27 protein-coding genes and 1 pseudogene are annotated in these 25,835 nt (G+C 68.9%); 15 read left to right on the top strand and 13 right to left on the bottom strand.

Annotated elements, in window-relative coordinates; all coding sequences use genetic code 11:
• Positions 1–263: 263 nt before the first annotated feature.
• Positions 264–1,109 (bottom strand): PHP domain-containing protein, encoded by an 846-nt coding sequence (locus ACLQ6X_RS04250; RefSeq protein WP_411698935.1) that lies wholly within the window; start codon positions 1,107–1,109, stop codon positions 264–266.
• 58 nt (positions 1,110–1,167) lie between these two features.
• Here ACLQ6X_RS04250 and ACLQ6X_RS04255 point away from each other — a divergent pair, with 58 nt between their 5' ends.
• The 3 genes from ACLQ6X_RS04255 to ACLQ6X_RS04265 all read left to right on the top strand — a co-directional run bounded on the left by ACLQ6X_RS04255 (position 1,168) and on the right by ACLQ6X_RS04265 (position 4,019).
• The gene (locus tag ACLQ6X_RS04255; protein ID WP_411698936.1) at positions 1,168–2,181 is read left to right on the top strand and encodes an endonuclease/exonuclease/phosphatase family protein; all 1,014 of its coding nucleotides are present in this window, start codon (positions 1,168–1,170) and stop codon (positions 2,179–2,181) included.
• Positions 2,182–2,303: 122 nt separating this feature from the next.
• Positions 2,304–2,495 carry a hypothetical protein gene (locus ACLQ6X_RS04260; RefSeq protein ID WP_411698937.1) on the top strand — a complete coding sequence of 64 codons (192 nt, stop codon included), beginning with the start codon at positions 2,304–2,306 and terminating at the stop codon, positions 2,493–2,495.
• Positions 2,496–2,540: 45 nt separating this feature from the next.
• Positions 2,541–4,019 carry an aminopeptidase P family protein gene (locus ACLQ6X_RS04265; protein WP_411698938.1) on the top strand — a complete coding sequence of 493 codons (1,479 nt, stop codon included), beginning with the start codon at positions 2,541–2,543 and terminating at the stop codon, positions 4,017–4,019.
• Positions 4,020–4,055: 36 nt separating this feature from the next.
• Here the strand turns inward: ACLQ6X_RS04265 and ACLQ6X_RS04270 are convergent, their stop codons facing one another.
• Together ACLQ6X_RS04270 and ACLQ6X_RS04275 are read right to left on the bottom strand one after the other, a co-directional pair.
• Positions 4,056–4,631, bottom strand: a complete 576-nt coding sequence (locus ACLQ6X_RS04270) for a TetR/AcrR family transcriptional regulator (protein ID WP_411698939.1) — start codon at positions 4,629–4,631, stop codon at positions 4,056–4,058.
• Between the two features lie 7 nt (positions 4,632–4,638).
• A complete protein-coding gene (locus ACLQ6X_RS04275; RefSeq protein WP_411698940.1) occupies positions 4,639–5,136 on the bottom strand; it encodes a general stress protein in 498 nt (165 codons plus the stop codon).
• Positions 5,137–5,173: 37 nt separating this feature from the next.
• Between ACLQ6X_RS04275 and ACLQ6X_RS04280 the strand changes: the two genes are divergently transcribed.
• From ACLQ6X_RS04280 to ACLQ6X_RS04305, 6 genes are all read left to right on the top strand, one after another.
• The gene (locus tag ACLQ6X_RS04280) at positions 5,174–6,496 is read left to right on the top strand and encodes a magnesium transporter MgtE N-terminal domain-containing protein (RefSeq protein WP_411698941.1); all 1,323 of its coding nucleotides are present in this window, start codon (positions 5,174–5,176) and stop codon (positions 6,494–6,496) included.
• Positions 6,483–6,998 (top strand): DUF1003 domain-containing protein, encoded by a 516-nt coding sequence (locus ACLQ6X_RS04285; RefSeq protein ID WP_411698942.1) that lies wholly within the window; start codon positions 6,483–6,485, stop codon positions 6,996–6,998. The genes ACLQ6X_RS04280 and ACLQ6X_RS04285 overlap by 14 nt, the downstream gene beginning before the upstream one ends.
• Complete coding sequence (locus ACLQ6X_RS04290; protein WP_411698943.1) at positions 6,995–8,176, top strand: Mrp/NBP35 family ATP-binding protein; 1,182 nt, start codon at positions 6,995–6,997, stop codon at positions 8,174–8,176. The genes ACLQ6X_RS04285 and ACLQ6X_RS04290 overlap by 4 nt, the downstream gene beginning before the upstream one ends.
• Positions 8,177–8,227: 51 nt before the next feature.
• Complete coding sequence (locus ACLQ6X_RS04295) at positions 8,228–8,758, top strand: putative glycolipid-binding domain-containing protein (protein WP_411698944.1); 531 nt, start codon at positions 8,228–8,230, stop codon at positions 8,756–8,758.
• A 288-nt stretch (positions 8,759–9,046) separates the two neighbouring features.
• Positions 9,047–9,970: a LysR family transcriptional regulator gene (locus tag ACLQ6X_RS04300; protein WP_411698945.1), complete on the top strand. Its 924-nt coding sequence runs from the start codon at positions 9,047–9,049 to the stop codon at positions 9,968–9,970.
• A gap of 26 nt (positions 9,971–9,996) precedes the next feature.
• Entirely contained in the window at positions 9,997–11,547 is a 1,551-nt protein-coding gene (locus ACLQ6X_RS04305) for a succinic semialdehyde dehydrogenase (RefSeq protein WP_411698946.1), read from the top strand.
• Between the two features lie 33 nt (positions 11,548–11,580).
• Here ACLQ6X_RS04305 and ACLQ6X_RS04310 read toward each other — a convergent pair whose 3' ends face one another.
• The gene (locus ACLQ6X_RS04310; RefSeq protein ID WP_411698947.1) at positions 11,581–11,940 is read right to left on the bottom strand and encodes a Sec-independent protein translocase TatB; all 360 of its coding nucleotides are present in this window, start codon (positions 11,938–11,940) and stop codon (positions 11,581–11,583) included.
• Positions 11,941–12,005: 65 nt separating this feature from the next.
• On the opposite strand from ACLQ6X_RS04310, the gene ACLQ6X_RS04315 reads away from it, so the two are divergent.
• A complete protein-coding gene (locus tag ACLQ6X_RS04315) occupies positions 12,006–12,638 on the top strand; it encodes an O-methyltransferase (protein ID WP_411698948.1) in 633 nt (210 codons plus the stop codon).
• Between the two features lie 72 nt (positions 12,639–12,710).
• On the opposite strand, the gene ACLQ6X_RS04320 is transcribed toward ACLQ6X_RS04315, so the two are convergent.
• The 3 genes from ACLQ6X_RS04320 to dapE form a co-directional block, all read right to left on the bottom strand.
• Positions 12,711–12,884, bottom strand: a complete 174-nt coding sequence (locus ACLQ6X_RS04320) for a DUF3117 domain-containing protein (protein ID WP_184233803.1) — start codon at positions 12,882–12,884, stop codon at positions 12,711–12,713.
• Positions 12,885–12,966: 82 nt separating this feature from the next.
• The gene (locus ACLQ6X_RS04325) at positions 12,967–14,220 is read right to left on the bottom strand and encodes a hypothetical protein (protein WP_411698949.1); all 1,254 of its coding nucleotides are present in this window, start codon (positions 14,218–14,220) and stop codon (positions 12,967–12,969) included.
• Positions 14,202–15,293 (bottom strand): succinyl-diaminopimelate desuccinylase, encoded by a 1,092-nt coding sequence (gene dapE, locus ACLQ6X_RS04330; protein ID WP_411698950.1) that lies wholly within the window; start codon positions 15,291–15,293, stop codon positions 14,202–14,204. Before dapE ends, ACLQ6X_RS04325 begins: the two co-directional genes overlap by 19 nt.
• A 32-nt stretch (positions 15,294–15,325) precedes the next feature.
• On the opposite strand from dapE, the gene dapD reads away from it, so the two are divergent.
• Entirely contained in the window at positions 15,326–16,288 is a 963-nt protein-coding gene (dapD, locus tag ACLQ6X_RS04335; RefSeq protein ID WP_411698951.1) for a 2,3,4,5-tetrahydropyridine-2,6-dicarboxylate N-succinyltransferase, read from the top strand.
• Positions 16,289–16,301: 13 nt separating this feature from the next.
• Complete coding sequence (locus ACLQ6X_RS04340) at positions 16,302–16,799, top strand: hypothetical protein (RefSeq protein WP_411698952.1); 498 nt, start codon at positions 16,302–16,304, stop codon at positions 16,797–16,799.
• A gap of 116 nt (positions 16,800–16,915) precedes the next feature.
• Here the strand turns inward: ACLQ6X_RS04340 and ACLQ6X_RS04345 are convergent, their stop codons facing one another.
• The 4 genes from ACLQ6X_RS04345 to ACLQ6X_RS04360 all read right to left on the bottom strand — a co-directional run bounded on the left by ACLQ6X_RS04345 (position 16,916) and on the right by ACLQ6X_RS04360 (position 20,945).
• Positions 16,916–18,202, bottom strand: a complete 1,287-nt coding sequence (locus ACLQ6X_RS04345; protein ID WP_411698959.1) for a citrate synthase — start codon at positions 18,200–18,202, stop codon at positions 16,916–16,918.
• Positions 18,203–18,294: 92 nt separating this feature from the next.
• Entirely contained in the window at positions 18,295–19,401 is a 1,107-nt protein-coding gene (dapC, locus tag ACLQ6X_RS04350; protein ID WP_411698953.1) for a succinyldiaminopimelate transaminase, read from the bottom strand.
• A 1-nt stretch (position 19,402) separates the two neighbouring features.
• Complete coding sequence (gene fdxA, locus ACLQ6X_RS04355; protein WP_188508744.1) at positions 19,403–19,729, bottom strand: ferredoxin; 327 nt, start codon at positions 19,727–19,729, stop codon at positions 19,403–19,405.
• 40 nt (positions 19,730–19,769) lie between these two features.
• The gene (locus tag ACLQ6X_RS04360; protein ID WP_411698954.1) at positions 19,770–20,945 is read right to left on the bottom strand and encodes a PIG-L family deacetylase; all 1,176 of its coding nucleotides are present in this window, start codon (positions 20,943–20,945) and stop codon (positions 19,770–19,772) included.
• Positions 20,946–21,033: 88 nt separating this feature from the next.
• On the opposite strand from ACLQ6X_RS04360, the gene efeU reads away from it, so the two are divergent.
• The 3 genes from efeU to efeB are packed head-to-tail and all read left to right on the top strand — an operon-like array spanning position 21,034 to position 24,387.
• Entirely contained in the window at positions 21,034–21,897 is an 864-nt protein-coding gene (gene efeU, locus ACLQ6X_RS04365; RefSeq protein WP_411698955.1) for an iron uptake transporter permease EfeU, read from the top strand.
• Positions 21,894–23,114, top strand: a complete 1,221-nt coding sequence (gene efeO / locus ACLQ6X_RS04370) for an iron uptake system protein EfeO (protein WP_411698956.1) — start codon at positions 21,894–21,896, stop codon at positions 23,112–23,114. The genes efeU and efeO overlap by 4 nt, the downstream gene beginning before the upstream one ends.
• 7 nt (positions 23,115–23,121) lie before the next feature.
• A complete protein-coding gene (gene efeB, locus ACLQ6X_RS04375) occupies positions 23,122–24,387 on the top strand; it encodes an iron uptake transporter deferrochelatase/peroxidase subunit (protein ID WP_411698957.1) in 1,266 nt (421 codons plus the stop codon).
• Between the two features lie 75 nt (positions 24,388–24,462).
• Here efeB and ACLQ6X_RS04380 read toward each other — a convergent pair whose 3' ends face one another.
• Both ACLQ6X_RS04380 and ACLQ6X_RS04385 read right to left on the bottom strand, forming a co-directional pair.
• Positions 24,463–24,939 carry a hypothetical protein gene (locus tag ACLQ6X_RS04380; RefSeq protein ID WP_411698958.1) on the bottom strand — a complete coding sequence of 159 codons (477 nt, stop codon included), beginning with the start codon at positions 24,937–24,939 and terminating at the stop codon, positions 24,463–24,465.
• A gap of 71 nt (positions 24,940–25,010) precedes the next feature.
• Positions 25,011–25,835: pseudogene (locus tag ACLQ6X_RS04385) on the bottom strand (translational GTPase TypA); the annotation flags it as partial.

Consider the following 25,835-nt stretch of genomic DNA (forward strand, 5'->3'; position numbering starts at 1 on the left):
TCGCGCACGCGTCGCCCGTCGACGCCCGCGGCGGAGTAGCACCGCAGCGAACTACGGGGGTCGGGCGAAAGCCCGGCCCCCTTCTTCGTGTGCCCGGAACGATCGACAACCCCGACGCGCCCCCACCCCGCCGCGTAACTCAGGCAGGAGAGCGGCCGGCGCCGGTGGGGCCGCGCGTTTCCGGTGCGGGCGCCGCGGCATCCGCGAATCTGCCTGAGTTGCGAAAACCGCTCGACCGAGAAGGCGGGACCCACGAGGGCCGGTTAGAGGGGCTGGGCGCCCGTCGCGGTCGCGAGGAGCTTCTCGAGCACCTCGGGGCTGGTCGTGTTCTCGGCCAGCCGGTTGGGCTTGCCCTCGCCGTGGTAGTCGCTCGACCCGGTGATCGCGAGGTCGAACATCTCCGCGAGCTCGAGCAGGCGCTCCTTGCCGCTCGCCGTGTTGTCGCGGTGGAACACCTCGAGACCGAACAGCCCGGCGTTCTTGAGCTTGGCCATGTTGCGCTCGTCGATCACCCAGTCGCGTCCGCGGGTGCCCGGGTGCGCGAGCACGGGCGCTCCCCCGGCCGCGACGATGAGCTTCACTCCGTCGAGCGGCGAGGGCGCGTAGTACTTCTCGTAGTAGCCGCTGCGCCAGTGCAGGATGCTCTCGAACGCCGCGCTGCGGTCGGTGACGAACCCTTTCTCGACGAGCGCGTCGGCGATGTGCGGGCGGCCGATGGTGCCGCCGTCGACCGACTGGGCGAGCACGTCCTCCCAGGTGATCGCATAGTCGACGGCGATGCGCTCGACGATACGCTCGGCCCGGTGCAGCCGTCCGTCGCGGATCAGCGCGGTCTCCCGCATCACGTTGACGTCGCTCGGGTCGAAGAGGTAGGCGAGCATGTGCACGCTCGCGGGACCGTGGTTGGTGCTGAGCTCCATGCCGGGAACGACCATAAGACCCGATCCGGATGCCGCGGCGCCCGCCTCGGCCCAGCCCGCCGTCGAATCGTGGTCGGTCAGCGCGACCGCGCTCAGGCCCGCGTCGACCGCAGCTTCTACGAGCTCGCGCGGCGACTCCGTGCCGTCGGAGACGCTGCTGTGGGTGTGCAGGTCGATCGGTCCGGTCATCCGTCAACTCTATTGCGGCCACGGCCCGCCCCAGTGCGAACGGGTAGGGTGAGGGGCCATGTTTCGCCGAGTCCTCGCAGCCGCAGTCATCGTCGTCGTCGCAGCCGCGCTCTTCGTGCTCGCCTGGCCGCAGTTCTTCGGCCTGCAGCAGGCCTTCGGCGTCGCCCACGTCGTCTCGCTGCGCGCGGCGGCAGCCCTCATCGCTCTCGCGCTCATCGTCGTCTTGACCCTGCTCGCGCTGCTCGCCCGCCCGGCACGCCGCTTCTTCGCGACGCTCGCCGTGCTGCTGGTCGTGTTCGCCCTCGTCAACACGGCCGTGCTCTCGACGCGGGGCTTCGGCGACACCGCATTCGAGACGGCGGGCGATTCGACGCTCACCGTGCTTGCCTGGAACACCCTCGGCGACGTGCCCGGCGCCGCGACCGTGGCCGAGCTGGCCCTGGAGAACGACGTCGACATCCTCGCCCTGCCCGAGACCACGAAGGCGTTCTCCCTCGAGGTCGCGGCGCTGATGAAGGCGGCGGGGCGCCCGATGTGGGTCGAGACCACCGCGTTCGACCAGATCTCGAAGTCGCGCTCGACCTCGGTTCTGTGGACCGCCGACCTCGGCACCTACACCGTCGATACCGAGGTGGGCCAGACCGCGACCCTGCCGACGGTGGTGCTGCGCCCCGACGACGGGTCGGGCCCGACGATCATCGGCGTGCACGCCGTCGCGCCGATCCCGGGCGAGTTCCGCAACTGGCAGGCCGACCTCGACTGGCTGGCCGACACCTGCTCGGGCGAGAACGTGATCATGGCGGGCGACTTCAACGCCACGCTCGACCACATGAGCGGGCTGGCTTCCTCTGGGAGCACGACCCTGGGCGACTGCGCCGACGCGGCCCTGGCCACGGGCAACGGCGCCGTCGGCACCTGGCCGACGACCGCGCCGGCGCTGCTCGGGGCGCCGATCGACCACGCCATGGCGACCGAGAACTGGCGCGTCACCGGCATGCGCGTCGTGCAGGATCAGGACGGAGCGGGCAGCGATCACCGCCCGCTCATCGCGCAATTCGCGCCGGCCGGATAACCGCGGGCGCATCCGCATTATTCCGATTCGCGACACCCCCGAAAGGGACGTGGACACTGCCCCCGGTTGATGCGAATATCGCCTGAGGCACGCTACAGCAGGCGGGCCGGAAGGATGTGGCCGTGTTGGCCTCAGAACAAGTCGTAGCCCCGCCCGTGACCGTCGCACCCGCACCGGAATCCGACGTCTGGCAGCCCGTATCGGCGACCGCCCACGTGGCGCAGGGACAGCCCGTCGACTCGTTCCTCTCGATCCTCCCCGAAGACGCCAACGGCACCGTACGCGGGGCCCGTCGCTCGACCTGGCTGCGCTGATCCCTCGCCGTCTCCGCCGACCGGCAAGAGGGGCAGAATAGAGGGATGGCTGACAACACGACCCACCCCCCGCGCGCCACCTCCAACCGATCGACGACCCCGTCGTCGACGACGTTCACGGACTTCATCTCGTCGGGATGGGCTGAAAGGCCGGATGTCGCGCCCGAGCCCCGGGAGCAGACACCGTTCGCCGCCGCCCGCCGCGCCCGCGTCTCCGCCCTGTACCCGGGCAAGCGCGTGATCGTGCCCGCCGGCTCCGCGAAGGTGCGTTCGAACGACACCGACTACCCGTTCCGCGCGCACTCCGCGTTCGCCCACCTCACCGGCTGGGGTGCTGACGCCGTGTCCGGCAGTGTGCTGGTGCTCGAACCGACGGCGGACGGCCACGACGCGACGCTCTACTTCCGCGAGGCCGCCGGGCGGGACTCCGACGAGTTCTACGCCAACTCCGACATCGGCGAGTTCTGGACCGGCCCCCGCCCCTCGCTCGCCCACGTCGCCGCCGACCTCGGGCTCGCCACCGCGAACCTCGACGGTTTCGCGGCCGTGCTCGACGCCGTCGACGCCGACACCGTCGTGGTGCGCGAGGCCGACCGCGACATCACCGACCAGATTGACGGGCGCCGCCTGCTCGCCGCCGACTCGGAGGACGTGGAGAACGACGCCGACCTGGACCTCGCGCGTGACCTCAGCGAGCTGCGCCTCGTGAAGGACGCCTACGAGATCCGCCAGATGCGTCTCGCCGTCGACGCCACGAAGAAGGGCTTCGACGACGTCATCGCCGACCTGGGCGAGATCGTCGCGCACGAGCGCGGCGAACGACTTGTCGAAGGCACGTTCAACCGGCGCGCCCGCGCCGACGGCAACACCGTGGGATACGACACGATCGCGGCATCCGGCCCCCACGCCTGCGTGCTGCACTGGACCCGCAACGACGGCCCCGTGGTCGCCGGCGACGTCATCCTGCTCGATGCGGGGATCGAGCTGGAGAGCTACTACACCGCCGACATCACCCGCACCCTGCCGATCGGGGGCACGTTCACCGAGGTGCAGCGCCGCGTCTACGAGGCCGTGCGCGAGGCCGCCGACGCCGCGTTCGCGATCGTGCGCCCGGGCATCCGGTTCCGCGAGATCCACGCCGAGGCCATGAAGGTCATCGCCGCGAAGACCGCCGAATGGGGCCTGCTGCCCGTCACCGCCGAGGAGTCGCTCGAGCCGGACGCCCAGTACCACCGCCGCTACATGGTGCACGGCACGAGCCACCACCTCGGCATCGACGTGCACGACTGCGCCGCCGCCCGCCGCGACCTCTACCTCGACGGCGTGCTCGAGGCGGGCATGGTGTTCACGATCGAGCCCGGACTGTACTTCCAGCCCGACGACCTCACGGTGCCGCAGGAGTACCGCGGCATCGGCGTGCGCATCGAAGACGACATCCTCGTCACGGATTCGGGCGCGGAGAACCTGTCGATCGGCATTCCCCGCACGGCGGACGACGTGGAGGCGTGGGTCGCGGGCAGGTAACCGCGCTGGTTGAGTAGGGGTGTCGGCGCGACCTACTCAGCCGGCGGGTCGGTCCCACCAGTCGGGCATCATCGCCATCAGTACGTCGGCGACCCGGTCTTTGTCCCAGTGGTCGGAGACGACCGCGACGGCGATGGCGCCCACGAGACCGTTCGCCACGAAGGCCGCCACGAGGTCGGGGTCGCCCGGAACGTCGCCGGGGTCGACGGACTCGCTCAGGTGCTTCAGGCTCGACACGGTGAGGTGGCTGGAGAGCACGTGCTGGATGGTGCCGTCGGTGGGGTCGCCGAGCGCCAGGCGGTAGATCGCCAGGTGCCGGTCGATGTGCGCGGCCGTGTCGGCGATCGCTTTGCGCGTCACGAGGTCGGCCGGCAGCTCGCCGTCGAGACGGAGTTCGGTGTCCGCACGGCGAACGTCGTCGAGCTCACCGGTCAACGCGTTCGCCAGTAGCGCCGAAGGGGACGCGTAGTGCGCGTAGAAGGTCGCCCGGTTGATCCCCGCGGCGCGCGTGACATCCGACACTGTGATGCGCGAAATAGGCGTCTCCGCCGCAAGCGCGAGGATCGCGGATCTCAGTGCCGCGGCGGTGTTGAGGATGCGGGCGTCGACCATGTGGCGACTATACCGACGAATTCTCGGGACGGTCGAGAACCTGCTGCGCCTGAACGGTCAACTGCGGGTCGATGATGATCTGGTAGTTCGACGCGAGCACCTGGTGCGTCGACGTGAAATCGCGGCGACGACGCCCGAGCGAATAGCTCACGATGCCGAACAGCATGCCGAAGCCGGCGCCGATGAGCGCGGCCGCGGCGACGAAACCGATCTGCGGCGTCGTCGAGAACAGGAAGAGCAGAACGCCGAAGAACAATCCGAACCAGGCGCCGCTCGCGGCACCCGTCGCGGCGGTGCGGCCGTAGGTGAGCTTGCCCGTGACGCGCTCGACGGTCTTGAGGTCGTTGCCGACGATGGCGAGTTTCTTCACCTCGAACTCGGCCTTCGACAGCCGGTCGACGACGGCCTGTGCCTCGGGGTAGGTCTCGTAGGTGCCGAGAACGTCGCCCTGGGGCAGGCTCGGCTGGGCTTGGGGTCTACGTCCGAAGGGGCTCTGGTTGCTCACGAAACCCATTCTCCCATTGCGGCGGTAGGGTTTTACCGTGAGCGCCACACGAGTTTTTGCTGCCCGCCTGACCGGGTGCTCCGTTTTCGACCCCAACGGCGACAAGGTCGGTCGCGTGCGCGACGTGCTCGTCGTCTACCGCACCAGCCAGGCCCCGCGCGTGGTCGGCTTCGTGGTCGAGGTGCCCGGCAAGAAGCACGTCTTCCTGTCGATCGGCAGGGTCACGAGCATCGGTTCCGGCCAGGTCATCACGACCGGACTCATCAACCTGCGCCGGTTCGAGCAGCGCGGCGGCGAGATCAGGGTGATGGCCGAATTGCTCGGCCGCAAGGTCACGCTCGCCGACGGTTCGGGCGAGGCCACCATCGAAGACGTCGCGATCGAAGAGACCGGCCTCGGCGAGTGGGAGATCGCGCAGCTGTTCTGCCGTCGACCCAAGCCGGCCGGATCGCCGTTCGGCAAGGGCGCCACGATCTTCGTGCGCTGGCGTGAGATCAGCGAGAAGACCACCGTGGGCGAGGCCCAGTCGGCCACCCAGCTCGTGGCGAGCTACGCCGACCTACTGCCCGCCGACCTCGCCAACGCCATGCTCGACCTCACCGAGCAGCGCATGTTCGAGGTCGCCGAAGAGCTCAGCGACGACCGCCTGGCCGACGTGCTCGAAGAGATGCCCGAGAGCGAACAGGTCGACATCCTCAACCAGCTGGACGACGACCGCGCGGCAGACGTGCTGGATCAGATGCAGCCGGATGACGCGGCCGACCTCATCGCGCACCTCAGCGACGAGCGGGGCGAGGCCCTCCTCGACCTCATGGAGCCCGAAGAGGCCGAGGACGTGCGCTTCCTGCTCGCCTACGCCCCGGATACCGCGGGTGGCCTGATGACCACCGAGCCGATCATCGTGTCGGCCGACGCGACCGTGGCCGAGGGCCTCGCGCTCATCCGCCGCCACGAGCTCGCCCCCGCGCTCGGCGCCGCGATCTGCGTCACGCTGCCGCCCTACGAGGCGCCCACGGGCCGCTTCCTCGGCATGGTGCACTTCCAGCGCATGCTGCGCTATCCCCCGAACGAACGCCTCGGCACGCTGCTCGACCAGACCCTCGAGCCGGTGCGCGCCGCGGCGAGCGCCGCCGAGGTCTCCCGCATCCTGGCGAGCTACAACCTCGTCTCGGTTCCCGTCGTCGACGAGAACCACCGACTTGTCGGGGTGGTGACAATTGACGATGTCCTCGACTACCTACTGCCCGACGACTGGCGAAGTACCGACTCCGACGACGAGAAACAGCACCCAGCCCCCGTTCCCGTAACCACCTCGAGCATCCCTGTGAAGGGGAGGAGGACAGCGCATGGCCCGCACTAACCGCATCAACCGAGCCGAGACACGGCTCGACTCCCCGAAGGGCCTCCGCACGGCGTTCCGGTTCGAGAGCCGCGACCGCTTCGGCCGTTTCACCGAATCGATCGCCCGCGGCATGGGAACCCCCTGGTTCCTGTTCGGCCTCAGCGTCTTCGTCGTCATCTGGATGCTCTACAACACGCTCGCGCCCGTCGGCATCCGATTCGACTCGGCGGCCATCGGCTTCACCGCGCTCACGCTGATCCTCTCGCTGCAGGCGTCGTACGCCGCCCCGCTGATCCTGCTCGCGCAGAACCGTCAGGACGACCGCGACCGCGTGCAGATCGAGCAGGACAGGCAGCGCTCGGAGCGCAACCTCAACGACACCGAGTACCTCGCCCGTGAGGTCGTGGCGCTGCGGCTCGCCATGCGCGACATGGCGTCGAAGGACTTCATCCGCAGCGAGCTGCGCAGCCTGCTCGCCGAACTCGACGAGCGCGACGGCACGAAAGAGACCGCGGATTGAACGACAGCCGGTCGAGTAGGAGCGCCAGCGACGTATCGAGGCCCGGTTTCGATACGGCCGCGGGCGGCCTACTCAACCAGCAGGTTCTCACCGCACTGCGCCGCGTCATCGACCCCGAGATCCGCAAGCCGATCGTCGATCTCGACATGATCAGCGGCGTGAGCGTGGCCGGAGACGCCGCCACCATCGCGCTCAAACTGACGATCGTGGGCTGTCCCGCCGCCGACACGATCGAGCGCGACGTGCGGGAGGCCGCGGCATCCGTCTCGGGCATTTCCACCGTCGACGTCGACGTCAGCATCATGACGCGGGCCGAGCGCGACGCCCTGACCGACAAACTGCGCGGCGGCAGGGCCAAGACCGTGCAGTTCGGCCCCGACTCGCTCACGCGCATCTACGCCGTGACGAGCGGCAAGGGCGGCGTAGGCAAGTCGACGCTCACCGCCAACCTCGGCGTCGCACTCGCGGCCCGGGGCCTGCGCGTCGGCATCGTCGACGCCGACGTGTTCGGTTTCTCGATCCCGGGCATCCTCGGCATCGCCGGCGCCAAGCCGACCCAGGTCAACGACATGATCCTGCCGCCGCTCGCGCACGACGTGAAGGTCATCTCGATCGGCATGTTCGTGGACGAGCACACCGCTGTCTCCTGGCGCGGCCCGATGCTGCACCGCACCATCCAGCAGTTCCTCACCGACGTGTACTTCGGCGACCTCGACGTGCTGCTGCTCGACCTCCCGCCCGGCACCGGCGACATCGCCATCTCGATCGGCCAGCTGCTGCCCCAGGCCGAGATCATTGTCGTCACCACCCCGCAGCCCGCGGCGGCCGAGGTCGCCGAGCGCAGTGCCCTCGTCGCGCGCCAGACCGGCCAGAAGGTCATCGGCGTGATCGAGAACATGGCCGGCCTCGCCCAGCCGGACGGCTCGGTTCTCGACATCTTCGGCAGCGGGGGCGGTGCGGATGCCGCGTCCCGCCTGTCGACCGCAGACGAGCCCGTCTCGGTGCTCGCCTCGATCCCGATCTCCATCGAGCTGCGCGAGGGCGGCGACGCCGGCCTGCCGATCGTGCTCTCGCACCCCGACGACCCCGCGGCGCGCGCCATCGGCGCCCTCGCCGCTCAACTCGCGGTGCGCGGGCGCGGCCTCGCCGGTCGCAAGCTCGGCTTCACCGTGAACTAGGTGGCGAAGAACCAGGTTGCGCACCCGCTCCCGTCACGATAGACCGGAGCCATGACGCAACTGCACTGGGTGGGCACCGACGGCGCCGGCGGCGAGACGACGGAGACGAGCGAAGCCGCGATGTCGACAGACGGATGCCACGTCGACGGCCTCATCGAGGGTGCGGCCACGACGCGCTACGCGATCGACACCGACGCGAGCTGGGCGACCCGCACCGTGCGCGTCGCCACCGATACCAGCTCGCTCGTGCTGTTCGCCGACGGGCACGGCAACTGGACCGAGGGCGACGGGCGGCTGCTCGACCGGCTGGCCGGCGCGATCGACGTGGACATCAGCGCCACCCCGCTCACCAACACGCTGCCCATCTGGCGTCTGGGTCTGGGCATCGGCGAGAGCGCCGACATCGTGACCGCGCTGATCACCCTGCCGGAGCTGACCGTAAACGCCGACCCGCAGCGGTACACCCGCCTCGACGAGCGAAGCTACCGGTACGAGTCGCTCGATTCCGTCTTCGCCCGCGACATCACGGTCGACGACGCCGGCTTCGTGGTGGACTACCCCGGGCTGTTCCGCAGGGCCTGAACCGGGGCGTGCGTTAACGACGAGAGTGCAGCGGCGCTGTTCGCGCTGCTGCACTCCGGGGGTCGCGACGGATCGCGGCGTCGACTACGCGCGGCGGGTCGGGATGCGGCCGTAGCCGTCGCGCACGGTGACGACGATTGCTCCGACGATGCCGGCTACGGCGAGGGCGCCGATGATGATGAATTCGAAGATCATGGGGGTTTCTTTCTCTAGGTCTGACACAATTCAACCGCCGTCGAACCGTTAGCACAATCGCATAATTCTTGGCTTCATATGTAGAGTTGCTACATGGACGTGAGACGACTGGAACTGCTGCGCGAGCTCGCCGAGCGGGGAAGCATCACCGCGGTCGCCGCGGCGACAAATCGCACCTCATCTGCTGTTTCGCAGCAGTTGAAGGTGCTCGAGCGCGAGGCCGGAATCCCTCTCACCGAGCGGCGCGGTCGCGGCATCGTGCTCACCGGCGCCGGACGCATGCTCGCGCAGACGGCGACCGACGTGGCAGTCGCGCTCGAGCGTGCCGACGCACTGTGGAACGATTTCAAACAGGCGCCGAGCGGCGACGTCACGCTCACCATCTTCCCCACGGGCGGGCAGATGCTGCTGCCCGGGTTGCTCACCGCGATCCGGGATGTCGCGGGGCTGACGCTTGCGTGCAGCGACCAAGATCCGCTGCTTCCCGACTTCGCCGACCTCACGCCCGACTTCGACATCGTCGTGGCGGACGCGCCCGCGATCCTGCCGTCGTGGCGCGAACGCGGTCTCGCCGTCGTGCCGCTGATGACCGAACCGCTCGACGTGGCCCTGCCCGAGGGTCATCCGCTCTCCGAGAAGAAGTCGCTGGCACCGAAAGACCTCATCGACGAGACGTGGATCGGGGTTCCGGCCGGCTTCCCGTTCGACCGCATCCTGCGCCAGATCGAGACGGCCAACGGCTCCCCCGCCCGGGTCATGCAGCGCTTCGTCGACAACGGCATCGTCGAGTCGATCGTCGCGGCCGGCCACGGCATAGCCATCCTCCCCCGGTTCACCACGCGCGATCACGAGAACGGTCTGGTCACGCGGCCGCTGACCGGCGTGCGCGCGGTACGCAAGATCTCCGCGCTGATGCGCCCCGACCGGGCCGAGCGGCCGTCGGTGCGGCTCGTGGTGGAGGCGCTGCGCACCGAGGCGTCGCAGTTCCAGGCGGAGCACGAAACGGTTGCCGGATGACCCGCAGGTATCCCTAGGATCGAGGCATGCCAGCAACAGCGCTCAACCGCACGCTCGTCTCCGACCTCGTCAGCGATCTCAGCTTCTCCGGAACCACGACCACGCCCGTCGTAGCGCCGTTCACCGGAGACGTGTCGCACGAGGTGCCGGTCAGCACCGCACACGATGTCGAAGCCGCGGCGGCCGCCGGCCGGGTCGCGCAGCACGCCTGGTACGCCGCCGGTCCCGCGCACCGTCGCGCCGTGCTGCTGAGGGCGCACGACCTGTTGCTGCGCAACAGCGAAGAGCTCATGAACATCCTGCAGTCGGAGACGGGCAAGACCCGCGGTCAGGCGTTCGAGGAGATCTTCAGCGGCGCGAGCGTCACGCGCTACTACGCCGTCTCCGCGCACTCGGTTCTCGCGTCGCGGCGCCGCCGTTCCGGCATCCCGTTCGTCGTCTCCACCAGCGTGAGCTACCGGCCGAAGGGCATCGTCGGTGTGATCACCCCGTGGAACTACCCGTTGAGCCTTTCGCTCATGGACGTGATCCCGGCCCTGGCCGCGGGCAACGGCGTCGTGCAGAAGGCCGACAACCAGGGCGCCCTCACGATCCTGGCCTCCCGCCGCGCGTTCATCGAGGCCGGCGTGCCCGCCGCCCTCTGGTCGGTGCTCGCGGGCGACGGCGCCGAGATCGGTAACGCCGTGGTCGACAACGCCGACTACGTCTGCTTCACCGGTTCGACGCCCACCGGCACGGGGGTGGGCGTGCGTGCCGCCGGGCGCCTCATCGGCGCCTCGCTCGAACTCGGCGGCAAGAACCCGCTCATCGTGCTCGACGACGTCGATCCGGCCAAGGCCGCCGCCGACGCCGTCTACGCCTGCTACTCGTCGATGGGTCAGCTGTGCGTGTCGATCGAGCGCATCTACGTCTTGCGGCACGTCGCCGATTCGTTCACCCGCCTCTTCGTCGAGCGGGTCGCCCAGTTGAAGCAGGGTGCCGATCTCGACTTCTCCACGGATGTCGGGTCCCTCACGTCGGCCGCCCAGCTCGAGCGCGTGCAGGCCCACGTCGACGACGCGGTGGCGAAGGGTGCGATGCTGCTGACGGGCGGCCGGGCCCGCCCCGACCTCGGGCCGTTCTTCTTCGAGCCGACGGTACTCGCCGACGTCACCGACGACATGCTGTGCGCGGCGGGCGAGACCTTCGGGCCGGTCGTCGCCATCCATGTCGTGCAGAGCGAAGACGAGGCGGTCGCCGCCGCGAACGCCTCCGACTTCGGGCTCAACGCCTCCGTCTTCAGCGGGTCCCGGGCGCGCGCTAGACGCGTCGCCGAGCGCCTCGACGCGGGCAGCGTGAACATCAACGAGGGCTACCGCGCCACCTTCTCGAGCATCGACGCGCCGATGGGCGGCATGAAGCAGTCGGGCATCGGTCGGCGCAACGGCCCCGAGGGCCTGCTGCGATTCGTGGAGGCCCGCACCGTGGCCGCCTCCACGGGCCTGTTCACGCTGCCGCGAACCGGCAGGGAATTCGCCGCGTCCGCCGGCCTGATGATGGGCGTGCTCGTGCTGCTGAAGGCGCTGCGCCGCCGCTGAGCGGGGTCTCGATACGCTCGTTGAGCGAGGAGCCTAGGTTGCCTCGGAGTCGAAGGGCGCCGGCTGACCGTCGCGCAACGCCGCCTGCCGCTGCGCGTAGGCGGAGACGATCGGCGGCTTGACCACGGGAACCGGCTCGTCGTCGACAAGAGCCTCGCGGATGATCCGTCGGGGATCGTACTGGCGGGGGTCGAGCTTCTTCCAGTCGACCTCGTCGAAATCGGGCCCCATCTCCTCGCGCATGCGCTCTTTCGCGCCGTTCGCCATGCCGCGCACGGTCTTGGTGAGTCGGGCGAGCTGCGACGCGTAGTAGGGCAGCCGTTCGGGTCCGAGCAGGAAGACGGCGATGATCCCGATGATCACCAGCTTCTCGAACGTCAACCCAAAGGACACCCGCTCAGAATAGTCCCTGCCGGCCGGGGACTGGCTTACAGTGGGGGACGAACAAGGAGTCGTTGGTGGCAGGTAAAGAGTCGAGCTGGAAGTTCGCGGAAGAATTCATCGTCGAACGGCCGGAGATTGCGCTCGCGCGTCAACACTCCGTCGAGGTGGGCGTCGAGCCGGTGTCGCCCGCGACGGGCGCACAGCTCGCGGTGCTCGCCGCCGCGACCAACGCCGGCAACATCATGGAGATCGGCACCGGCCTCGGCGTCTCCGGGCTCTGGATGCTCACCGGCGCACCCAATGCCGTTCTCACTTCGATCGACTCGGAGATCGACCACCAGCAGCTCGCCAAGGTCACGTTCACCGCGGCGGACATCCCGGCGAACCGCGTTCGCCTCATCGCCGGACGCGCGCTCGACGTGCTGCCGCGCATGAACGAGTCGAGCTACGACCTGGTTCTCGTCGACGCCGACCCGTACTCGGTGATCGAGTACGTGGAGCACGGCCTGAGGATGGTGCGCACGGGCGGCACCGTCGTCGTGGCCCACGCGCTGTGGCGCGGGCGGGTGGCCGACCCGGCGCAGCGCGATGACACCGTGACGGGATTCCGCACGTTGCTCAGAGAGGTCGCCGAGTCATCCGCGGTCATCAGCGCACTCTCCCCCGTCGGCGACGGACTGCTGCAGCTCACCAAAATCGCCGACTAGACGCCCACGCACAAACGCAGAAACCCGCGTGACTCCCGAAGGGGCCACGCGGGTTTCTGAGTAGGAAATCTGTTAAGCGGTCGCGACGACGCCCGCGAGAGCGTCGTGAAGCTCTTTTGCTTCAGCGTCGTTGACCGACACAACGAGTCGGCCTCCACCCTCGAGCGGAACACGAACGATGATGAGGCGACCTTCTTTCACAGCCTCCATTGGGCCGTCGCCGGTCCTCGGTTTCATGGCTGCCATCTGAAGTCCCCTTTCATAGGTACCTACCCATTATTGACTATGAATCGGTATGTGAAAAACCGAGCGTAACTTAACAAGCTGATTACGGGGGCGTCCAGTCATAGCCGTCGACCCACCAGGCGATGTGGATCCAGCCGAACTGGCCCGCGATGCAGAGGCCCACGAGAGCAAGACGGTAGACCCACGACCGCGGCTGCGCCAGCGCACCCCAGAGCGGGAAGATCGGGAGGAGCAGCCGGAACGTGCTCGACTGCGGAAAGAACACGGCCAGCAGGTAGAGCACGTAGCTCGCCACCCAGAACCGGATGTCGGGGCCGAGCCGGCGCACCGCCGGCGTGAACATGAACGCCGCGAACCCGAGCACCGCCGCGACCAGCAGTACGACGCCGAGCCCGCCGGGAATCCAGAAGTCCGCCCCGAGGATCCACGGCGTGAGCGGCACGAGCTCCTGGTAGCCGATGTAGGCCGAGCGCCAGGCGAGCTCGGTGTCGGTGTAGGCGGTGAGCGAGCCCGTTGTTGCGGCGGCGACCAGCAGCCAGCCGAATCCGCTCGCGACGCTGACGATGCCCGCGATGACGGATGCCACGATCTCGCGTTTCTCGAACGGGTCGCGTTCGCGCCGCACCCAGCGGTAGACCACGTGGAAGCCGAGCGCGAGGGCGAAGGCCAGGCCGCTCGGCCTCGTGAGCGACATCACCACCACGACCGGCAGCAGCATCCAGTAGTCGCGCTTCATCAGCAGGTAGAGCGCGACCGTGAGGAAGAACGCCTGCATCGACTCGGCGTAGGCCACCTGCAGGATGGGCGAGAGCGGGGCGAAGCAGTAGAGCACGACCGAGAAGAGGGCCGTTCCCTCCGGAAGCACGAGGCGCATCAGTCTGTAGAACATCAGCGCCGTGCCGAGCGCGAACGCCACCGAGACGAACACCGCGACCGCGCGGAAGTCGAGGCCCGTCACGAACATCAGACCGCGCACGAGAAAGGGGTAGGCGGGCATAAACGCCCAGGCGCTCTCCCCCACGTGGCCGTCGTCGGTGACCGGCAGTTCGCTGGGATACCCGGCGAGCGCGACGATGAAATACCAGTGGCCGTCCCACATCTTGGCGAAGTCGAGATAGCCCGGATGCGCGCCGGTCCACGCGTTGGCCTCCTGCCGCGACGCGAACCAGAGAAGGATGGCGCTCGTGACGATGCGGGAGACGACGAAGACGACGAGCACCTTCACCCACCACGCAACAAGCCGGTAGCGCACCGTCAGCCAGACCGCCGGGCTGGGTTTTGTCGGCGCCCGACCGCCACCGGTGCCGATCAGCCCGGTCAGCCCGTCATGAGCCATGCGCGCAGCCCCCGCTCGCACGCGGTGATCTGGTCGACCGCGACGCGTTCGTCGTCGGCGTGCGCCTTGAGCGGATCGCCGGGTCCGTAGTTGACGGCGGGGATTCCGAGCGCGGAGAAGCGTGCGACATCGGTCCAGCCGTACTTGGGCTTCGCTTCGCCGCCGACGGCAGCCAGCAGGTCCTGCGCGAGCGGGGCGTCGAGGCCGGGGCGGGCGCCCTCGGCGAGGTCGACGACCGTCACGTCGTAGCCGTCGAAGAGTTCGCGCAGGTGCGCGATCGCCTCGTCGCCCGACCGGCTGGGCGCGAACCGGTAGTTGATGTGCACCATCGCGGCGTCGGGGATCACGTTTCCGGCGACACCGCCGGTGATGCCGACGGCGTTGAGCCCCTCGCGGTAGACCAGCCCGTCGACCTCCACCTCGCGGGGGACGTAGGCGGCGAGGGTGTCGAGAATCGGGGACAGGTCGTGGATGGCGTTGTGACCGACCCAGGCCCGCGCGGAATGCGCGCGGAGGCCGAAGGTGCGCACCTCGATGCGGGCGTTGCCGTTGCATCCGCCCTCTATCTCGGAACGCGTCGGCTCCCCGAGGATCGCGAAGTCGCCCTGCAAGAGGTCGGGACGGTTGTCGGCGAGTCGCTTGAGGCCGTTGAGGTCGGCGGAGACCTCCTCGTGGTCGTACCAGAGCCAGGTGATGTCGACGGCCGGCTCGGTGAGCTCGACGGCGAGTTTGAGCTGCACGGCGACGCCCGACTTCATGTCGACGGTGCCGCGGCCCCACAGGTACTCGACCCCGTTGTCGGTCTCGTACCGGGTCGGCAGGTTGTCGTTCAGCGGCACGGTGTCGGTGTGACCGGCGATCACGACGCGCTTGTCGCGGCCGAGGTTGGTGCGGGCGATCACGACGTCGCCGTCGCGCAGCACCTCGAGGTGCCGTGCGCCGGCCAGGGCGACGAGGATCGCCTCGGTGATCGGCCCCTCGTTGCCGGAGACCGACTCGATGTCGCACAACTGGCGGGTGATGTCGATCGAGGTCTGGCTGAGGTCGAGTACGGGCGTGTCGGCGACGGGCATGGGGTCAAGTTTAGGGTCGGTACGCTGGGGGCATGACTTCTCGCGCCGCCTGGGGCTACGGCCTCGCCACGATCTCCGCCGACTCGACAGTGCTCGATACCTGGTTCCCGACGCCGGTGCTGGGCGAGTTCCCGGCGGGCGTCGACCCCTACATCGCCCCGGCAGAGCTCGAACCGCTGCTCGGACCCGACGAGCGCCGCAACGTGCACGTCGACTTCCAGACCGTGCAGATAGATCTGGATGCCGCGCCGGCGTCGACCCCCGACGCCTACCTGCGTCTACACCTGCTCAGCCACCTGCTGGTGGCACCCAACACGATCAACCTCGACGGCATCTTCGGCTACCTGCCGATCGTGGCGTGGACCACCGCCGGCCCGATGCACCCCGACGACTTCACGCGACTGCGGCCGGTGCTGCAGCGCGCCGGCATCTCGGCGCACGGCATCGACAAGTTCCCGCGCCTGCTCGACTACGTCGTGCCCGCCCGCGTGCGCATCGCCGACGCGTCGCGGGTGCGGCTCGGCGCACACCTCGCCCCCGGCACCACCGTGATGCACGAGGGCTTCGTGAACTTCAACGCCGGCACGCTCGGCACCTCGATGGTGGAGGGCCGCATCTCACAGGGCGTCGTGGTCGGCGACGGCTCCGACATCGGCGGAGGCGCATCCATCATGGGCACGCTCTCCGGCGGCGGAACGCAGCGCGTCACGATCGGCGAGCGAGCCCTGCTCGGTGCGAACTCGGGCATCGGCATCTCGATCGGCGACGACTCGGTCGTCGAGGCCGGGCTCTACGTCACCGCCGGCACGAAGGTGCTCGTCGTCGAGCCGAAGGGTTCGACCGCCGTGCCGGTCGCAGCGCCGCGCACCGTGAAAGCCGCCGAGCTGAGCGGCCTGCCGGGCCTGCTGTTCCGCCGCAACTCGCTCACCGGAGCGGTCGAGGTGCTCGCCCGCTCGGGCACCGGCATCGAGCTCAACTCGGCGCTGCACGCCTAGCCGAACCTGCCAAATGAAGGAGATCTCCGCACGGCACCCCTCGCCGGCGCGGAAAGCTGTGACTCGCACCCGGTTTCTCCTTCATTTGGCAGTTTTCGCCGGGGTGGCCGCCGTGGCCGGCGCCAGCGTCGTCTGGGGTTTGCCCGGGCGGGCGCAAGACGACTCCGCGCTGCGTGTCGGGTATTTTCAGCCGGGCCAACAGATCCCGCTCACGAATCTCACGGTGGCCGACGGCACGTACCGGGTCAAGTACGGCGTCGAGGTGCAGTTCTTCGCCGACCGTCGCGACACCGTGCTCGAATGCGGGCTGATCGATGCGAGCGGGCGAATCGGCTACCTCGACGACACGGTGGTCCCGGTGCCCGGCAACGGCAAGTGGACACGGCTCGGCGCCACCGCCAGCTACGACGTGCCGGCGATCACCCTGGGTATCCGCTGCAGCCCGAGCGCGGCCGGCTCGTTCGGCATCGGCTATCGCGACGTCTCGCTGACGGCGACCCCGGTCGGCTAGCGCGGCAAGGCGGGACGCCGAACGGCGGATGCCACGGCTCACGCTCCGGGGAACGGGAGCCGCGGCATCCGCCCGTTTCGATACGGCCGCGGGCGGCCTACTCAACCAGCGGGGAGCTAGCGCTCGGGCCAGGAACGCTCGGGCTCGCCGATGTACAGCTGCTGCGGGCGGCCGATCTTTGTGGCCGGGTCGAGGTTCATCTCGCGCCAGTGCGCGATCCAGCCGGGGAGGCGTCCGATCGCGAACAGCGGCGTGAACATGCGCGGCGGGAAGCCCATCGCCTTGTAGATGACTCCGGTGTAGAAGTCGACGTTGGGGTAGAGCTTGCGCTCGGCGAAGTAGTCGTCGGCGAGCGCGACCGCCTCGAGCTCCTTGGCGATGTCGAGCAGGTCGTCCTGCACGCCGAGGGCCTCGAGCACCTCGTCGGCGCTCTGCTTGACGAGAGTCGCGCGCGGGTCGAAGTTCTTGTACACCCGGTGGCCGAAGCCCATCAGGCGCACGCCCTCTTCCTTGTTCTTCACGCGGTCGACGAACTTGGAGACGCCGTCGCCCGATTCCTTGATCTCGCGGAGCATCTTGAGCACTGCCTCATTGGCGCCGCCGTGCAGCGGGCCGTAGAGCGCGTTGATGCCGGCGGAGACCGACGCGAAGATGTTGGCCTCGGTGCTGCCGACGAGGCGCACGGTCGACGTCGACGCGTTCTGCTCGTGGTCTTCGTGCAGGATGAGCAGCCGGTCGAGAGCCTTCGAGAGAACCGGGTTCACCTCGTAGGGCTCGGCCATCGTGCCGAAGTTGAGTTTGAGGAAGTTGTCGACGAAGCTCAACGAGTTGTCGGGGTAGAGGAACGCCTGGCCGAGGCTCTTCTTGTGCGCGTAGGCCGCGATCACCGGGAGCTTGGCGAGCAGGCGGACGATCGACATCTCGATCTGCTCGGGGTCTTTCACGCTGAGCGAGCCCTCGTAGTAGGTGGAGAGCGCAGAGACCGCGCTCGACAGCACCGACATGGGGTGGGCGTTGTGCGGCAGCGCGTCGAAGAAGCGCCGCAGGTCTTCGTGCAGCAGCGTATGCCGTCGGATGCGGTCGTCGAACGCCGAGAGCTCGGATTCCGACGGGATCTCGCCGTAGATAAGCAGCCACGCGACCTCGAGGTAGGTGGAGTTCTTCGCGACCGCCTCGATCGGATACCCGCGGTAGCGCAGGATGCCCGCGTCGCCGTCGATGTAGGTGATCGCGCTCTTCGTCGAGGCGGTGTTCACGAAGCCCTGATCGAGGGTGGTGAACCCCGTCTGCTTCATAAAAGTGGAGATATCAATGCTGTCGCGGCCGTCGATGCCGCGAATGACCGGGAACTCCGCTGTTCCCCCCGGAAAATGCAGCGTGGCCTTCTCTGTACCTGGCGCCATGTCATTCACACCGACAGCTTATTCGGCGACGCTTGACTAGTCGTATCGCCCCCAAATGTGCACAAAGGTGATTGGAGAAAACCTCCAAACTCTCAGCGCAGCTGTGCGAGCCTCTCGACGGCGGAGTCGATGTCGTCGTCGCTCACCGTGAGCGCGATGCGCACGTGCTGCGGGGCGCCGTCGGTGTAGAAGGTGCCGGGCACGACGAGCAGTCCGAGGTCGGCCAGCTCGGCGACGGTCTGCCACGCGTCCTGTCCACGGGCGGCCCAGAGGTAGAGCCCCGCCTCGCTGTGGTCGACCGCGAATCCGGCGGCCTCCACCGCGGCCTTCAGGCGGTCGCGGCGGGAACGGTAGAGCTCGCGTTGCACGTCGACGTGCTGCTCGTCGCCGAGTGCGACGATCATCGCCGCCTGCACGGGCGCGGGCGGGATCAATCCGGCGTGCTTGCGCACACCGAGCAGCTCGGCGATGAGCCCGGTGTCGCCCGCGACGAATCCGGCGCGGTACCCGGCGAGGTTCGACTGCTTGCTGAGCGAGTAGACCGAGAGCACGGAGGTGCGGTCGCCGCCGACGACCCGCGGGTCGAGAATCGAGGGGGTCGGTTCATCCGAAGCCCAGTTGAGCTCGGCGTAGCATTCGTCGCCCGCGATCACTGCGCCCAGCTCGCGGGCGCGGGCGACCATCGTGCGCATGGTCTCGACGTCGAGCACGCGGCCGTCGGGGTTGCCGGGTGAGTTGATCCAGACGAGCTTCGTGTTCTGCGGCCACTCGGCGGGATCGTCGCTCGCGAGCGCGGTGGCCTTGGCGAGGGCGGCGCCGATGGCGTAGGTCGGGTAGGCCACGCGCGGGTGCACGACGATGTCACCCTCTCCGATGCCGAGCATGAGCGGCAGCCAGGCGATGAGCTCCTTCGAGCCGATCGAGGGCAGCACGTCGGCGGTGCCGAGCCCGTGCACTCCCCTGCGCCGCCCGTACCACTCGACGATGGCCTCGCGCAGCGCGGGCGTTCCCGCGACCTGCGGGTAGGCGTGGGCGTCGGTCGCGGCCGTGAGCGCTTCGCGGATCAGTGCGGGCGTCGGGTCGACCGGCGAGCCGACCGAGAGGTCGATGATGCCGCCGGGGTGCAGGCGCGCGCGGGCGCCGAAGGGCACGAGAGCGTCCCACGGAAAGTCGGGGAGGCTGAGCGGCGTGCGGGTCACGCTATTCGGCGTGACCGTTGAACGGCTCGGCCATAACGAGCGCGTGGTCCTTGTGGATCACACCGACCTTGGCCGCTCCGCCGGGAGAGCCGACCTCGTCGAAGAACTCGACGTTCGCCTTGTAGTAGTCGGCCCACTGCTCGGGCACGTCGTCTTCGTAGTAGATGGCCTCGACGGGGCAGACCGGCTCGCAGGCACCACAGTCGACGCACTCGTCGGGGTGGATGTAGAGCATGCGGTCGCCCTCGTAGATGCAGTCCACGGGGCACTCGTCGATGCAAGCGCGGTCTTTGATATCGACACAGGGTTGGGCGATGACGTAGGTCACTTAGGTCGAGATCCTTTCACGGCACGAGAACTAGACAATCTTACCCACGGCGAGGCTGGGGTTCTGCGGTGACCGGTGCGATCCGGCTCAGATTGGGCCACGCGACGACGACGAGAATCACGACCGCCGGAGCGAAAGTCCAGATCACGCCCGCGAAATTGGCCGGCACGATGACCGAGCCGCCCACCGTCGGCGAGGCGAGATACGCGGTGGCGCCCATGATGCCGACGGTCGCGAGGATCGGCAGGATGCGCGACCCGGTGAGAACGCGCAGCCCGACGACGAACCCCGTCGAGGCGACGAGGGCGAGCACGAGACCCCAGGGGACGGCGAGGTCGCCCACCGTACCGCTCGACTGGTGCGCCGCGGTCATCAGCGTGCCGATGAGCGCCCCGAACACGAGCGAGAGCAGCGCGACACCGATTTTGACGCTCACGGTCTGCTCGTGGAACGGCACCGTCTCGTCGGCGACGTCGGCGTTCACCCGTCGGAACGACTCCGTGACGCCGATCGGCTGGGAGACGCCGTTCGACAGCGCGAAGGTGTCGCCGTCGAGGGTGAGCTGCGTGCGGTGGGCGGCGAGCGCGGCGCGTTTCTGGGCCGCGACGGGGGTGACGTCCACGGCGACCGGGCCGCGGGCATCCGTCACGATCTCGAAGTAGGGCACCCCCATCACCTCGGCGGCGCGTCGCGCGGCGTCGTGTGCCCGCACGTGGTCGGGGTGTCCGTAGCCGCCGCGCTCGTCGTAGCTCACGACGGCGGTGGCGGCCGTGTCGGAGATGACCGCCGCAATGTCGGCGGTGACCGCGCCGAGCGGTGCGGCAGAGAGGGATCGCTCGTCGGTGGAGTCGAGGGCTTCGGCGGTTCCGGATGCGCCCCAGCGCATCCCCGAGTCGCGGTACCGGCGCGGCTCGAGGTCGACCCAGCGGGCGTTGGCGTCGCCCAGGTAGCGGTGGTCGGTCACCCGCAGCGCCCGCATGGCCTCGGCGAGCTCGCTCTCGCGGTGGGCGGCGAGGGCGTCTCCCGATGCGAGCAAATGCTGCAGGTCGGCGGGGATAACCTCGCCCAGCTCGCCGCGCGTGCAGGTGAGCACCGTCACCGCCGCGCCGCCGCCCACGAGCGCGGCGATCGTGCCGCCCGTGGTGATGCTCTCGTCGTCGGGATGGGCGTGCACGAACAGCACGCGCTCGGCCGGCAGGGACGCTAAGTCAGACATAAGTGGACAGCTTAGACAAGAGTGATTAGAGTCAGATGGCTAAGGTAAGCCTTACCAATCCCCCTCTCCCCACTTCTAGAGAAGACCCGTGCTCGCAAACTTCCTCATCGGCCTACGTGAAGGCCTCGAAGCCGGGCTCGTCGTGGGCATCCTCATCGCCTACGTGGTGAAGATCGGTCGCCGCGACGTGCTGCCGCGCATCTGGCTCGGAGTCGGGCTCGCCGTCGCGCTGTCGCTCGGCCTGGGCTGCCTGCTCACCTTCGGCGCGTACGGCCTCTCGTTCCAGGCGCAGGAACTCATCGGCGGGTTGCTGTCGATCGTCGCCACCGGGTTCGTCACCTGGATGATCTTCTGGATGCTGCGTACCGCTCGTGGCCTCTCGCGTGAGCTGCGCGGCGAGATCGACAGCCATCTCTCGGGTGCGGGCTGGGGGCTCGTATTCGTGGCGTTCCTCGCCGTCGGCCGCGAGGGTCTGGAGACGGCGCTGTTCATCTGGGCGGCCGTGCAGGCGAGCGGGTCGACCACGCTCCCCCTCGTCGGTGCCGCCCTCGGCATCGCCGTGTCGGTCGTCCTGGCCTATCTCGTCTACCGCGGCGTGGTGTCGATCAACCTCTCGCGTTTCTTCACCTACACGGGCGCGTTCCTCATCGTCGTGGCCGGCGGGGTGCTGGCCTACGGGGTGCACGACCTGCAGGAGGCCGGATTCCTGCCGGGTCTCGGCACGCTCGCCTTCGACGTCTCCGCGGCGGTGCCGCCCGACAGCTGGTACGGCACCCTCCTCAAGGGCGTCTTCAACTTCTCCCCCGCCACCACCGTGCTCGAGGCCGTCGCCTGGGTCGCCTACGTGGTTCCGGTCATGGTCCTGTTCCTGCGTTCGGCACGCCGCCACGGCGGCTCTGCGCCCAGGCCCGTGCTCGTGTCATCCACCATCACCCCTGAAGGAGCCCTATGAACCGGTCGACAGCGACCCCGATCCGCGCCCGCGCGGTCTTCGCGGCGAGCGTGGGCGCCGCAGCCCTGCTCGCGCTCTCGGCCTGTGTGGCCAACAACCCGGCCTCGACCGGCGGCGCCGAGGCGACCGCACTCACCGTCGACTCGAGCGCGACCGACTGCGTGCTCTCGGCCACGGAGGCCCCGAGCGGCAGCGTGAGCTTCAGCATCGAGAACACGGGCGACCAGGTCACCGAGTTCTACCTGCTGGCCGACGACGAGCTGCGCATCGTCGGCGAGGTCGAGAACATCGGCCCCGGCATCACCCGCGACCTCGTGGTGCAGGCGAAGCCCGGCGACTACTTCACGGTGTGCAAGCCCGGCATGGTGGGCGCGGGCATCGGCAAGGCGGCGTTCACCGTCACCGACTCCGGCGCCGAGCTCGCCGCCGACGGCAACGACAAGGAGCTCGTCGAGGCGGCCGCCACGAACTATGTGGCCTACATCAAGAATCAGGTCGAGGGCCTCGTGACCTCGACGACGACCTTCCTCGACGCCTACCGTGCCGGCGACGACGAGACCGCGCGCGCCCTGTACGCGCCGACGCGCGCAGCGTACGAGCGCATCGAGCCGGTCGCCGAGTCGTTCGGCGACCTCGACCCGAAGATCGACTTCCGCGAGGCGGACGTCGAAGAGGGTACCGAGTGGACCGGCTGGCACCGCATCGAGAAGGACCTCTGGCAGCCCACCGCCGAGAACAACGGCGGCGAGGCCTACGTGCCGCTGACCGCCGACGAGCGGGCGCGCTTCGCCGACCTGCTCGAACAGGACACGGCCGCACTGAACGACGCCGTGCACGAGAGCGACTACACGGTGTCGATCGACGCGATCAGCAACGGCGCCATCGGCCTGCTCGACGAGGTGGCGTCGGGCAAGATCACCGGCGAGGAGGAGATCTGGTCGCACACCGACCTCTGGGACTTCCAGGCCAACCTCGAGGGCGCCCGCGTGGCCTACGAGGGCGTGCGCGACATCGTCGAGCCGAAGGATCCCGAGCTGGTCGAACAGCTCGACGGGGAATTCGCCTCGCTCGAGGCGCTGCTCGCCGGCTACGGCAGCCTCGACGCGGGCTTCACCTACTACACCGACCTCACCACCGAGCAGGTGAAGGAGCTCGCCGACGGCGTGAACGCGTTGAGCGAGCCCCTGAGCCAGCTCACCGCGGTTCTGGTCGGCTAGGAGAACGATGACCGACGACCAGGCACCGGCCAGCCCGCGACTGTCCCGCCGGGGGCTTCTCGGGCTGGCCGGAGCCGGCGTCGTGGGCGCCGGACTCGGCTTCGGGGTCGACCGCGTTCTCACGCCGGAGGCCTCGGCCGCATCCGGAGCCGCCGCCGCGTACCCCTTCTTCGGTGAACACCAGTCGGGCATCATCACCGCGGCGCAGGATCGCCTGCACTTCGCGGCGTTCGACGTGAGCGACATCACCGCGACCGAGCTCGAAGAGCTGCTCTCCGACTGGACCTACGCCGCGAACCGGATGACGTCGGGCCTCGGTGCCGGACAGTACGGTCCCGCGAGCGGACCGTACGACGCGCCGCCGGATGACACGGGGGAAGCACTCGACCTCCCACCGTCGGGCCTCACCATCACCTTCGGATTCGGTCCGTCGCTGTTCGACGACCGCTTCGGCCTCGCCGGCAAGCGGCCCGAGGCGCTCATCGACCTCCCCCACTTCCCCGGCGACGCCCTCGTCGAGACGCTCACCGGCGGCGACCTGTGCATCCAGGCGTGCAGCGACGACCCTCAGGTGGCGGTGCACGCGATCCGCAACCTCTCGCGCATCGCGTTCGGCCGGGCCAGCCTGCGCTGGTCGCAGCTGGGCTTCGGGCGCACGTCGTCGACCACGCGCGCACAGGTGACGCCGCGCAACCTGTTCGGCTTCAAGGACGGCACCGCGAACCTGCGCGCCGAAGACGCCGACACCGCCGCGGACGTCTGGGCCCGCGCCTCCGACGGCGCACGGTGGATGGCCGGCGGCAGCTACCTGGTGGCGCGCAAGATCCGGATGACGATCGAGACCTGGGACCGCTCGTCGCTGCGCGAGCAGGAGCGCGTCGTCGGACGCACCAAGGGCGAGGGCGCACCGCTCAGCGGCGGTACCGAGTTCACCGCGCCCGACTTCGATGCGACCGGCAGGCAGGACGCGCCGCTCATCGACGAGGCGGCGCACGTGCGGCTCGCCCACCCGGACTCGAACGGCGGCGCGAAGATGCTGCGCCGCGGCTACAACTTCGTCGACGGCAACGACGACCTCGGCCGCCTCAACGCCGGGCTGTTCTTCATCTGCTTCCAGCGCGACCCGCGCGAGCAGTTCGTGCCGATCCAGCTGCGGCTCGCGAAGAACGACGCGATGAACGAGTACCTGCGCCACGTCGGCTCGGGCATCTACGCGGTGCCGCCCGGCGCGAAAAAGGGCGGCTCGATCGGCGACGGCCTGTTCGGCGCCTAAGCGGATCGAGTAGGGCGCTCCGGCGCCCGTATCGAGATCCCGTCCGGGGTTTCGATACGGCCGCAGGCGGCCTACTCAACCAGCGGTGACCACGTAGGTCGCCGTCGAGACGCCGGCGCCGTCGGTGGCGACCGTGAGCACGACCGTGTACGGCGCGAGCGTGAACGTTCCGAAGCCGCTGTCGGCGTCGCCGTCGACGGCGCTCGGCACGTAGCCGGCACCCTCGAGGGCGGCCTGCGCCGACGCGAAGTCGTCGCCGGTCAGGGTGGTCACGACGACCCAGCCGGTGGAGCCGGGGGCGGTGCCGCCGCCCTGCACCTCGCCCACCAAGGGGATCGCGTCGGAGGGGAAACCGGCCGGTAGCTCGCCGTCGGTGCTGACGCCCGCGCCGCCCAGCGCCTCGGAGACCGCGTCTCCGGCCTGGTCTTTGGCTTCGCTCACGACCCCGTCGACCATGTTCTCCGCCACGCTGCATCCGACCATCGCGGGGGCCGCGAAGATCAGCAGGGCGATGGACAGGGGGCGGGCGATCCGGAAGCGGGAAGACGTCATAGATCCAGCTTAAATGCAGACGAGCCCCGCACCGGATGATCCGGGGCGGGGCTCGTGTGCAGGGCAGTGACTTACGCGTTCTGCTTCTTCAGGCGGGCGGTGCTGCGCTGGCGGGCGCTGGCGTCGAGCTCGACCTTGCGGATACGCACGAACTCGGGCGTCACCTCGACGCACTCGTCTTCACGCGCGAACTCTAGGGCCTCTTCGAGGGTCAGCTTGCGCGACGGCGTCATGCGCTCGAACACGTCAGACGTCGACTGGCGCATGTTCGTCAACTGCTTCTCTTTGGTGATGTTGACGTCCATGTCATCGGCGCGAGAGTTCTCGCCGACGACCATGCCCTCGTACACCTCTTGCGTCGGCTCGACGAAGAACGACATGCGCTCCTGCAGAGCGGTCATGGCGAACGGGGTCGCCACACCGGAGCGGTCGGCGACGATAGAGCCGTTGACGCGGGTGGTGATCTCGCCTGCCCACGCCTCGTACCCGTGCGAAACGGCGTTGGCGATTCCGGAGCCGCGGGTGATCGTCAAAAACTCGGTGCGGAATCCGATCAGTCCACGTGAGGGCACGATGAACTCCATTCGCACCCAGCCGGTGCCGTGGTTGCTCATGCTCTCCATGCGCCCCTTGCGCGCGGCGAGCAGCTGGGTGATGGCGCCGAGGTGCTCCTCCGGAGCGTCGATCGTGAGGTGCTCGAACGGCTCGTGAATCTTGCCGTCGACGCGTCGGGTAACCACCTGCGGCTTGCCGACCGTGAGCTCAAAGCCTTCGCGTCGCATCTGCTCGACCAGAATGGCGAGAGCGAGCTCTCCGCGCCCCTGCACCTCCCAGGCGTCTGGGCGGCCAATGTCGACGAGCTTGATCGAGACGTTTCCGACCAGTTCTCGGTCGAG

This window comes from Conyzicola sp. (genome assembly GCF_046714715.1).
In the GTDB taxonomy this organism is placed as follows: Bacteria; Actinomycetota; Actinomycetes; order Actinomycetales; family Microbacteriaceae; genus Conyzicola.